This window comes from Martelella alba (genome assembly GCF_006516955.1).
GTDB classification, from domain to species: domain Bacteria; phylum Pseudomonadota; class Alphaproteobacteria; order Rhizobiales; family Rhizobiaceae; genus Martelella; species Martelella alba.
The window spans coordinates 1-10,252 of sequence record NZ_VHLG01000030.1; the positions used below are offsets into that span (position 1 = coordinate 1).

The 10,252-nt window shown below is 58.8% G+C and carries 9 protein-coding genes; 2 read left to right on the plus strand and 7 right to left on the minus strand.

The genetic code is table 11. The features are described 5' to 3' along the window. Nucleotides 1–850: 850 nt before the first annotated feature. Nucleotides 851–1,744, minus strand: a complete 894-nt coding sequence (locus FJU08_RS22215) for a LysR family transcriptional regulator (RefSeq protein ID WP_141151229.1) — start codon at nucleotides 1,742–1,744, stop codon at nucleotides 851–853. A 125-nt stretch (nucleotides 1,745–1,869) separates the two neighbouring features. On the opposite strand from FJU08_RS22215, the gene FJU08_RS22220 reads away from it, so the two are divergent. Next, entirely contained in the window at nucleotides 1,870–3,042 is a 1,173-nt protein-coding gene (locus FJU08_RS22220) for an MFS transporter (protein ID WP_141151230.1), read from the plus strand. Nucleotides 3,043–3,077: 35 nt separating this feature from the next. Here FJU08_RS22220 and FJU08_RS22225 read toward each other — a convergent pair whose 3' ends face one another. Together FJU08_RS22225 and FJU08_RS22230 are read right to left on the minus strand one after the other, a co-directional pair. Next, on the minus strand, nucleotides 3,078–3,359 hold the full coding sequence (locus FJU08_RS22225) for a hypothetical protein (RefSeq protein WP_141151231.1): 282 nt from the start codon (nucleotides 3,357–3,359) through the stop codon (nucleotides 3,078–3,080). Continuing rightward, nucleotides 3,356–4,420: a CobW family GTP-binding protein gene (locus tag FJU08_RS22230; RefSeq protein ID WP_235890952.1), complete on the minus strand. Its 1,065-nt coding sequence runs from the start codon at nucleotides 4,418–4,420 to the stop codon at nucleotides 3,356–3,358. Before FJU08_RS22230 ends, FJU08_RS22225 begins: the two co-directional genes overlap by 4 nt. Nucleotides 4,421–4,637: 217 nt before the next feature. Between FJU08_RS22230 and FJU08_RS22235 the strand changes: the two genes are divergently transcribed. Further along, entirely contained in the window at nucleotides 4,638–5,624 is a 987-nt protein-coding gene (locus FJU08_RS22235; protein ID WP_141151233.1) for a CobW family GTP-binding protein, read from the plus strand. Nucleotides 5,625–5,737: 113 nt separating this feature from the next. On the opposite strand, the gene FJU08_RS22240 is transcribed toward FJU08_RS22235, so the two are convergent. Genes FJU08_RS22240 through FJU08_RS22255 form a run of 4 tightly spaced genes read right to left on the minus strand, consistent with a single transcriptional unit; the run spans nucleotide 5,738 to nucleotide 9,774 of the window. Next, nucleotides 5,738–6,508, minus strand: a complete 771-nt coding sequence (locus FJU08_RS22240) for an ABC transporter ATP-binding protein (RefSeq protein WP_141151234.1) — start codon at nucleotides 6,506–6,508, stop codon at nucleotides 5,738–5,740. Continuing rightward, nucleotides 6,505–7,671 carry a FecCD family ABC transporter permease gene (locus FJU08_RS22245; protein ID WP_141151235.1) on the minus strand — a complete coding sequence of 389 codons (1,167 nt, stop codon included), beginning with the start codon at nucleotides 7,669–7,671 and terminating at the stop codon, nucleotides 6,505–6,507. The genes FJU08_RS22240 and FJU08_RS22245 overlap by 4 nt, the downstream gene beginning before the upstream one ends. A gap of 52 nt (nucleotides 7,672–7,723) precedes the next feature. After that, nucleotides 7,724–8,722, minus strand: a complete 999-nt coding sequence (locus FJU08_RS22250; RefSeq protein ID WP_235890954.1) for an ABC transporter substrate-binding protein — start codon at nucleotides 8,720–8,722, stop codon at nucleotides 7,724–7,726. Nucleotides 8,723–8,739: 17 nt separating this feature from the next. After that, nucleotides 8,740–9,774, minus strand: a complete 1,035-nt coding sequence (locus FJU08_RS22255; protein ID WP_141151236.1) for an LLM class flavin-dependent oxidoreductase — start codon at nucleotides 9,772–9,774, stop codon at nucleotides 8,740–8,742. Nucleotides 9,775–10,252: the final 478 nt, after the last annotated feature.

The window sequence follows — 10,252 nt, forward strand, 5'->3', positions numbered from 1 at the left end:
AAACGGAAGCCCTTAAGGCGCGGCAAATCGAGACGCTCAGACATCTCAACGACCTACCAAATCCAGGTGGGAGCAACAAGTTGGCAATGCCATCCGAACCATTGGTTCAGGGATACGTCACCCGCGTTCGCCAGGATCGTCCCACTTCAACGGACTGCGAGCCCCAGCGAGACCCCATCGCACCTGCCGACACCACGACCCGGATAAAAAAGGCTTTGGCAAACAGCGCTGCACACTGGACACCAACATCGAAATGCGTGTCCCGCAGCGTGGTATAGCTTCGGCGTTTGCCGTGTCTTCTGGAGCGGACCGCGAACGGATCAGCTTGGAGCGGCACAGCAGATCATCACAGAAACGCCAGTCATCGACTCGAACTCATGGATCGGCCTGGCAGCGGCTCTGACAAAACCCCTATTGATGAGGTTTCTCTGCAGGTCATTGGTCCGAAAGCGCGAGAGATCGATTGCGTCAGAACTGTTCAGACGCCTTGTCTATGTCTGCGCCTTTCTGCCACGCGTCGGAGAATCCGTAGCTGGGCGTGCAGCGCGCTCCCATAGCATCAATCATGGTGGCCCGGCGCCCCGATCAACCGAAGACAAGTCTACTGTCTGGCTTGAGCGAAAAAACATCGCGGCACCCCTTCTAAGCGGCTGCCCTCCAATATCGCCGCAGGTTCATGCCGCATGAAGGACTGATCATTGCTTTGGCGCTTCAGTCAGAGATGGCCGCATCCTCAGAAATCACCGATCTTCGAGGCATGAATAGCGGCCACGAACCTTTCTTCTCCGATCCCGAAGAATTGGTGAAAAATCCGATTTGAGATTTGCCGGGGGGGCCGCGCTATACATCATCACATCATCCGTTCCGACAGGAAATCGACCAGCGCACGAACCCGGCCCGGCAACGCAGCGCCGCCAACGAAGAGCGCGTGAACCGGATGATCGTCATGGGCGGCATAAGCAGCGAGAACTTCACACAGGGCACCAGTCTGCAGCTCCGCCTCCACGGCGAAGCGACCAACCCGCGCAATGCCGAGCCCCGATACTGCGAGCATGCCCAGCGCCTCCCCGCTATTGGCCTGGAAGTTTCCACTAACCTGCACCGCGATGCGTCGGCCATTCTCGGTGAACGGCCAGCGTGACCGCCCCTGGTCGAAGTTGAAAAGCAGACACTGGTGGGCCTTGAGGTCGCCCGGATGCCGTGGCACGCCCCGCGCATTCAGATATGCTGGCGACGCCACGACAACCATAGGCTCTTCGCCAAGCTTGCGGGCAACCAGGTTGCTGTCGGGAAGGTTGCCGAAACGAATGGCCACATCCGTCGCGCCTTGCGCCGGGTCCTCGAGCAGATCTGTCAGCGTCAGATCGATCTGAACGGCCGGATAGAGCCGCGAAAATGCCTCGAGAAGCGGCACGATCCGCAGCCGTCCATGCGAAACGGCGGCAGAAACGCGCAGCAGCCCGGACGGGCCGCTGCCGGCAGAAATCTCGTCCTCCGCTGCGGACAGTTCGGCGATGATCCGCCGGGCAACCATGGCAAAGCTGTGCCCCTCCTGCGTCACGTTCAGCGAACGCGTTGATCGGGTCAGCAGTCTCACGCCAAGTCGGCTTTCCGCCCGATCAACCGTTCGGCTGACCCCGGACGGGCTCATTCCAAGCCGTCGTGACGCCCCCGAAAAGCTTCCCTCCTCCAGTACGGAGAGAAAGACTTCCATCTCGCGCATCCGGTCAGAACTCGATGCCATCTTTGCCTCATGCTCAAAAGTGGATTGCGATCAGACGGTCTAATCCTTTCGCCGCCGCTGGTCCATATGCAGGCCAATGCCTGTTCTTGTATTCGGCAGAAATCACCGGGCAGAAGGGAACAAGAATGAACAGCCTTAAATTCAATCCGGCCTTATGGGCTCTGTCGCTTGGTTCTTTTGCCATCGGCTTGACGGAATTCTCGCCAATGGGCCTGCTGCCCATGATCGCAAGCGACCTCAATGTCAGCATTCCGAATGCGGGACTGGTCGTCACAGCATACGCGTTCGGCGTGACGATCTTTGCGCCATTGGTGACATTGGCCGTCGGGCGCATGGCCCGCAACCGGATTCTGATCCTGCTCGCACTGATCCTGGCGCTCGGAAACCTGCTTGCGGCCATGTCACCCAGCTATGGCGTATTGCTGGCCGCCCGCGTCCTGACCGCCCTTTGCCAGGGAACGTTTTTCGGTGTTGGCGCCATCGTGGCCGCCAGCCTTGTGGCCCCTGACCGTCAGGCCGGGGCCGTTGCTGCGGTATTCATGGGGCTGACCGTCGCCAATGTCGCCGGCGTACCGGCGATGACCTATCTCGGCGAGGCCGCCGGCTGGCGCGTTCCGTTTCTGGTCATCGTCGCGCTGAGCATTCTGACGGTGCTCGCGCTGCTGCGGGCGCTGCCGCATCAGCCCGCGGAACAGCAGGGCGACACGATGTCAGAAGTCCGTGTCCTGATGCAACGGCCGGTGCTTTTCGCGCTTGGCATGACCGTTCTCACGTCCACCGGGCAGTTCACCGTCTTCACCTATATCGCGCCCATGCTGGAAAATGCGACGGCAGCCTCCACAGCCATGGTCACGCTGGCGCTGGTCGTTGTCGGGCTCGGCATGACAGTGGGCAATGCGCTCGGCGGTCGCGCGGCGGATAAATCCCTGCAGATAACGCTGATCGCAACGCTTGTCGGGCTGATTGCGGTTCTGATCCTGCTCTATGCAGCCATCGGGCACTTTGCGCCGACCCTATTGCTTCTGTTCATCTGGGGCGGCCTGTGTTTCGCGCTCGTTCCCACGATGCAGATGCGCGTCATGTCCGCCGCAGAGGGAATGTCGAGCCTGGCCTCCTCTGTCAATATCGGCGCCTTCAATCTTGGCAATGGTCTGGGCGCGGTCGTCGGCGGCATGGTGATCAGAAATGGGTTCAGTTATCCCATGATCGCCCTGGCGAGCGCATTCGTCTTTGCCATACCGCTGATCTTTGTTTTGCTGCAGAGCGTGCGGCAGCGCCCGTGCGCTGCATCTGCGTGATCATCTCCGGATGACGACCGCGGAAAGCAGGTCACTCACGGCTGCGATACTTCCAGCGCCGCACATAGATCACAAGCGCGGACATCCACGATTGCCTTGTGAATCGAGATCTTGCGAACGGAGCCGGAACCGGACATCACCAGGATCACGGCCTCCTTCGGCGGACATCCCGGAAGATGGCATGCCAGTTCGTTGACCGAAACAATGTCGCTGTCGTCGAGCGACAATGCGGCTCTGGTCCATTCCTTGATCGAGGATGCCGCATTGACAATGTTGTGGCCGCGCGGGGCAAGCGGATTGATGAAACTGTGGCTCATGCGTGTTTCTTTTTCCTCGGAGCTGCGGTGATCACGGCAAAGAGTTCGCGAATCTGGCGTTCCGGCAAATCAATGCCGATGAGAACCAGGCGCGTTCGGCGATCTTCTCCAGGCCATCCATCCAGCCTGACAAGGGGGTCAAGACGGTGCTGCACCGCATGAACGACCATCGGCCGATCGGGATCATCACTGAGTTGAACGATACCCTTTAGTCTCAACAGGCCCTGAGCGCGGTATTCGGTCAGGACCTTCAGAAAGGTCGTCAGTCCCTGCGGCGTCAGTGGCGTCTCGCTTGTCAGAGAAAGAGCCATGACCTCATCGCCATGACGATTCGGATCATGGCTGTGATTGTCGTGATCATTCAGCCCTTCCATGGCCAGCCAGCCGATGACGTCTTCGCTCTTGCCCGATGGCGAATATTGGCCCGATCCAAAAAGTGCGACGAGATCAAAGCTTTCGGAATGGCTGTCATGGAAGGTTGCGACCGGATTAAGGACTGAAAGCACACGCACCAGGTCACCGTCCACGTCACAGAGATCCGTTTTCGTCAAAATGACATGGTCGGCAAACGCAAGCTGCTTCCATCCCTCGAGAAAGGCATCGAGTGTCGTGCGGCCATGAAGGGCATCGAAAGCGGTCATCACCCCTTCAAGATAAAAATGGCGCGCCACGACATGATCGCGCAGGCCAAGCGCCGGCGCCCCACCGGGAATGAGGCTGTTGATGATGGGCGCGGGATCGGCAAGTCCCGTTGTCTCAATCACCACCCGCGAAATCGGTGGAACATCGCCGCGCATACGCGCCTCATGCAGATCGAAGAGCGACACTCTGATTTCGCTTGTGGCCGTGCAGCACAGACAGCCGGTTGTTGTGCGGAAATAGCGTTCAGATCCCTGGCGAACCAGATCGTGGTCAATGGCAACCTCACCGAACTCATTGATGATCACCGCAGCCCCATCCATGCGCCGGTCCGATACGAGCATGTTGATAAGGCTGGTTTTGCCTGCACCAAGATAGCCGGTGAGCAAGGTTACCGGAACCGGGTCATAAAAATGCTTCAAGGGCTTTCCTTCGCTGGAGAGCATCCGTGTCACTGGCGCGGCGAAGGACGGGCTCAACGCGACGCCGTTGCCACCACACCATTGACAAACACTGGCTATGTAATGTTATTACGTTTGTCAACGAAAACGTAACGTAATAACATATCCAGATGGATAAAGGCGGCGCCCGTTCGGGGTGCGGCCATTGAGCTTTGACGCAACATTGCGAGGTTAGAACATGACGGACATTGTTCCGACACCAGTTACCGTGCTCACCGGCTATCTTGGCTCTGGCAAGACAACCCTTCTCAACCGGATTCTGACCGAGCCTCATGGCAAGAAATTTGCCGTGATCGTCAACGAATTCGGCGAGGTCGGCATCGACAATGACCTGGTTGTCGATACCGACGAAGAGGTCTTCGAGATGAACAACGGCTGCATCTGCTGCACGGTTCGCGGAGACCTGATCCGGATCCTCGAAAGCCTGATGCGACGGAAGAATCGTTTTGATGGCATTCTGATCGAAACCACGGGCCTGGCCGATCCCGCACCCGTTGCACAGACCTTCTTTGTCGATGAGGACGTCCGCAAGAAAACGCGGCTCGATTCCATCATTACCGTTGTCGATGCGAAACACCTGCTGGGAGAACTGGACCACGCCCATGAGGCGCAGGAACAGCTTGCCTTTGCCGATACGATCATTCTCAACAAGATTGATCTTGTGGACGCAGACGCACTGGCTGCAGCGGAAGAGCGTATCCGGCGGCTGAACCCGACGGCCAGCATTCTCCATACCGAGCGCTGCAATCTCGATATTTCGAGCCTGCTCGACAGAAAGGCCTTTGACCTCGATCGCATTCTTGAGGTCGAACCGGAGTTTCTGGAAGAAGAACATGACCACGAGCATGATGATCATGTCGCAAGTTTCTCTCTGGTCGAAAGCCAGCTGATGGATCCGGCCAAGTTCTTTCCCTGGCTTCAGTCAACGGTTCAGGCCTTCGGCATCGACATGCTGCGCATGAAGGGCATCATTGCCTTTAAGGGTGACGATGACCGCTATGTCGTCCAGGGCGTCCATATGCTGCTCGAGGGCGATCACCAGCGCCCCTGGAAGGACGGCGAAGAACGGATTACCCGTCTTGTCTTCATTGGCCGTAACCTGCCGCGTGACATCATCACTGATGGCTTTGAAAAGTGCCGGGCAATACCGCTTGCTGCTGAATAGGCTCGCACCGAACGCAGACGAAAGAGGAGCCGCGCCTGCAAGAGGGCGCGGCTTTCCATTCATGATGATGCTCCGGCCGTGTGAAACGGCACTGAGGCTGCTGAACGAAGGGCCTAGTATGGAATGACCCAGACCGTACCGGTTTTCGGATGCCGGGCAATGCTTGCATCTATATCGTAGACTTCCCCGAGACGCTGCGGGGTCAGCACCGCTTCCGGTGTGCCTTTGGCAACAAGCCTGCCAGCCTGCAAAAGGCAGAGACGATCACAAAACATCGATGCGAGGTTGAGATCGTGAAGCGCCGCGACCACGGTAATGCCAAGACCACTTACGAAACGCAGCAATCGCAACTGATGATGAATATCGAGATGATTCGTGGGTTCATCCAGGATGAGAATGCGTGGCTGCTGCACCAATGCCCGGGCCAGAAGCACGCGCTGGCGCTCGCCGCCGGAAAGCGTGCGAAATTGACGTTTGCGCAGCGGCTGAAGCTCCAGCAAGGTCATGGCCGCTGAAATCAGAGCACGGTCGCGCGCATTGTCAGCGGCCAGCAAACCCTTGTGCGGCACGCGGCCCATGGCGATGATATCATCGGTTCTCAGCGCGAAATCGGTCGGTATGTCCTGCAGAACCGCGGCGACCCTTTGGGCGACCCACTGGCGCGGCATTGTCCAGGCGTCAGTACCATCGATAAGCACCTGACCGCTGTCTGGACGGTTGCGGCCGTAAATGGTTCGAAGAAGTGTCGATTTGCCGGCACCATTCGGCCCGAGAAGGCCGATGATCTCGCCGGCGGCAACATCAAGACTGACATCATCGATCAGACAACGCTCACCTGCACAGAAACGGATCTCTCTCAGACATAGGGTTGCAGGAAGGATCATCCGCGTTCACTTCCGGCATTCTTGATGAGCAGAAAGATAAAAAATGGCCCCCCTACAAGGGCCGTGATTATGCCAACGGGCAGTTCGATCGGCGCAATGATGGACCGGGCGACAAGATCCGCGCCAACCGTGAAACTCGCGCCGAGCAGAGCGGCTGCAGGAAGTGCGCGGCGATGCTCTGTGCCGACCATAAAACGGACGATATGCGGCATGACGAGGCCAACGAAGCCGATCACGCCGCAGACAGCAACCGTCACACCGGTCATGGCAGCGATCAGCACGAACATGCGCCGGCGAAACCGCTCAACATCGAGGCCCAATGCTTCGGCGCTCTCATCACCGGCAAGAAGCAAATTCAGCCGGCGCGCCTGCAACAGGAGGTAGGCAAGACCAATGACAAGTGCGGCAAAGGGCAGCGGCAGCAATTTCCATTGGGCAGAACCAAAGCCGCCGAGCGTCCAGAACAGAACCCGTGATGCCAGCTGCGGATCCGGCGACGTCAGAACCAGCAGGCTGGTAAAGGCGGACAGGACGGCGCTCAGGGCGACACCGCCAAGGATCAGCCGGCCAGGTGTCAGGCTGCCGCCTGCCCGGGCGATGGCAAAAACGATGGCAAGCGCGCCAAGACCGCCAAGGAAGGCAGCGATATTCAGTGTGAAGGTGCCCAGTCCGATCAGCCCCCAGCGCATGACGATAACGGCGCCGGTTGCCGCACCGGAAGAAACGCCGAGGATGCTGGGGCTGGCCAGCGGATTGCGAACCAGCGCCTGAATGGCCATGCCGGAAACGCTCAGGCTGGCGCCAACCAACGCCGCCATGATCACGCGTGGCAGCCGCGTCTCAAGGATGATCGTCTGTGCGCTTGCGCGCCAGTCAGCCGTGATCAGCGCGTCGCCGCCGAGCGCATGGACAAGGATAGAAAGCGCTGTTCCAGCCGGAATACGGACGGAGCCAACCATCAGCCCGGCCATGCAGATGACAGCGAGCAGAACAGCGAGCAACAGAATGGCGGAAACCAGGATGCGTGAGCCATGATCCGGAAAGGAGGCCCTTTGCAGAAGGCTGGCACACTGCTGCGTCGGCGTCATTTCCGCTGTGCGCAGCAGCTGCATTAGCGCAGCCTGCTCATCCTGTTTCGCCATATCGTATTGGGTGGATGGCATGTTTCTGACCTTGCCTCAGAAGACGGCGGCGCGAAAACCGCCGTCCAGCCGCTTAATCGGCAAAAACGTCCGGGTGGAAAGCCCTGGCGAGACGTTCCACGGCGTCGATCGAGCTTGGTCCCGGCTGACCGAGAACGGAACTGATCGGGATGAACTGCCCATTCTCAATCGCACTCGTTCCGGCAATGGTTGGTGTGGCCTTGAGAATGTCGATGCGCGCCTGTCCAAGCGCGGCGTCCGGATCGGCGACCACCTTGCCGCCCGCCGTTCCGGAATAGAAGACAACGATCGCTTCGGGATTGCGATCAGCCACCTGTTCCCAGGAAACCTGCCCGAAGCGATTGTCGACATCGCCAAAGATGTTCCGGCCGCCAGCTCTTTTGACGACATCCGAAAGCATTGCATTGCCGAGAACAGCGTTGGGCGCGGATTCGCCGCCATTGAAGATAAAGACCGGTACGGCATCCGCGCCTGCCAGTTTCGCATCAATGGCATCAAGACGCTCCGAAATCGCGTCAATCAGCGCATCACCACGTCCGGGAACACCGAAGATGCCGGCGATGGAGCGAATCTCATCAAACAGGCCGTCAAAACCGAATTTTCCGAGATTGCAGCCTTCCGGATTGAGATGCGTCTTCATGCCCAGGTCCTGCAGCTGTGCGCGGCTATGGCGCGATTCGCTGAAGCCATCGGGATAGCCTGCATAGACGAAGTCCGCATTGGCATCGACCAGCTGCTCTGTGGTGGCCACCAGCGGCGAAAGAACAGGAACCGCGTTATAGGCCTCGCTATATTGCGGCGAAATCTTCAGAGCCGCCATATAGGACGTCCCGGCCATATGATCCTGAAGGCCGAGGGCCAGCATCAGCTCCGTCGCATTATTGCTCAGTGTCACGGCATGTTCAGGTGCCTTTTCATAGACATTGGTAATGCCGCAATTGTCATCGACATAGGGAAAATCCGCGGCGATCGCCGGGCCTGTCAGAGCAAGTGCTGCACAGGTCATTGAAACAACGGCAAGAAGTCTTTTGCGGACGTGGCAGAATGTCATGGAAATCTCCTGGATGCTTATGCCCGAAGGCATTCGGAAAGCTCAGCACCGGCATCGTGGCTGGTGGTCAGTTCGGCGAGGATGGTTCTGGCAAAAAGCGACATGGCGGTTTCCGCCTCATCAAGCGGCAGAAGACCATTTCCGCTGAACATCAGGCGAATTGACCGTGCGCCGCTTTGCGCGCTCAGCGCCTGCAACTGCGTGAGGCACATGTCTGGCGTGCCGAAGATCGTGTAGCCGTCTACCAATTCCTGAAGACCGCGCCGCGCCGGCGGCTCCTCACCGCGCATTCTGGCGAGCGCATTGCGACGCGCGTTGATGCGCTCCATGAACCGCTCTATCTGCGCCGAGGCCGCCTTCTTCGTTTCGGCGATGATGATGTAGCGCGAAAGCGATGATGCCATCAGCGCGTCAGGCGCTCCGCCGTGACGGGCGAGCGCCTGACGGAACCTCGGAAGCTGGCGTTCCTCGTTCGGTTCAAGACTTAACAGCAGCGGAAAACCCTTGCGGGCAGCAAGGTCGATGGTCTGATCCGAAACCCCTGCAATATAGATTGGTGGATGGGGACGCTGGACCACCGGCGGCCCGACGGCAACATCCGAGAAGTGCCATCCCGGTCCATCGCTGGACACTGAGGGCTGCTGCCAGGCCATGAGCATGATGCCAAGCGCTTCTTCAAATCGCTGCTTCATCACCGCCTCGCCAAGGCCAAGGGCCCGGAAACTTGCGGGATCCGTTCCCCGCCCGACACCGACATCCACGCGCCCCTGGCTTTGGAAATCAAGCTGGGCGACCTGTTCAGCCAGAAGAAGCGGGTGATGCAGCGGCAGGACGAGCACCGAAGTGCCGAACCGCAGACGCTCGGTCCTGGCAAGGATCTCTGCCCCCAGCAGGAGTGTCGAGGGATATGCGTTGGTGTCGCGGCGGAAATGAAATTCGTTGAACCAGATGCCGCCATAACCATAAGCATCGGCGCGCTCAACCAGCCGCATCAGGGCTTGATGGTCGCCAATGGCATCTTCACGGGCAAAGCCTGCCAGATCAATCCGCATGCGACATTGCTCGGCATTTCCGGGCCCGCCGCACGACTGGGGCGGAGGACAGATTCATTTCCAGGATCTGGCTAAGGGGCAGCAATTCAGAAAACTCCGTGGGTGATTACGGAGCTTTTGCATAAACGTAATGTAATAACATATCAACAGCGAATGCCAATTTTGCCAGCGGTTTTCTGCTCGACGGCAAAGAGAGGTCGAACAGGCGCCTCCCGGCAAACGTTCAATCCCGAAACCAGCAAATGGATGACATCGCCCTCACCGGCTGATCTTCGCATCTCATGCATGACGCAACCACTGAATCCGGGCCGCCTCCGGATCGTCCGCAGCCGGCGGACAGGACAGAGACGCGGCTTGCTCCCGTCCCTGCCCGTATCCCGCTAGCTGCGGACCAAAGTCTAGATGGGGTCAGAACAAGAACTGTGCGAAATCGTACGCGGCCTTTATCAACCAAAGACAGCAAAAACCTTGTAGCATA

Excerpts from the sequence above, each read along its gene's own strand:
- FJU08_RS22245 (WP_141151235.1), bottom strand. The coding sequence starts at position 7,671 with ATGCCATCCACCCAATACGATATGGCGAAACAGGATGAGCAGGCTGCG.
- FJU08_RS22250 (WP_235890954.1), bottom strand. The coding sequence starts at position 8,722 with ATGACATTCTGCCACGTCCGCAAAAGACTTCTTGCCGTTGTTTCAATG.
- FJU08_RS22215 (WP_141151229.1), bottom strand. The coding sequence starts at position 1,744 with ATGGCATCGAGTTCTGACCGGATGCGCGAGATGGAAGTCTTTCTCTCC.
- FJU08_RS22225 (WP_141151231.1), bottom strand. The coding sequence starts at position 3,359 with ATGAGCCACAGTTTCATCAATCCGCTTGCCCCGCGCGGCCACAACATT.
- FJU08_RS22255 (WP_141151236.1), bottom strand. The coding sequence starts at position 9,774 with ATGCGGATTGATCTGGCAGGCTTTGCCCGTGAAGATGCCATTGGCGAC.
- FJU08_RS22240 (WP_141151234.1), bottom strand. The coding sequence starts at position 6,508 with ATGATCCTTCCTGCAACCCTATGTCTGAGAGAGATCCGTTTCTGTGCA.
- FJU08_RS22235 (WP_141151233.1), top strand. The coding sequence starts at position 4,638 with ATGACGGACATTGTTCCGACACCAGTTACCGTGCTCACCGGCTATCTT.
- FJU08_RS22220 (WP_141151230.1), top strand. The coding sequence starts at position 1,870 with ATGAACAGCCTTAAATTCAATCCGGCCTTATGGGCTCTGTCGCTTGGT.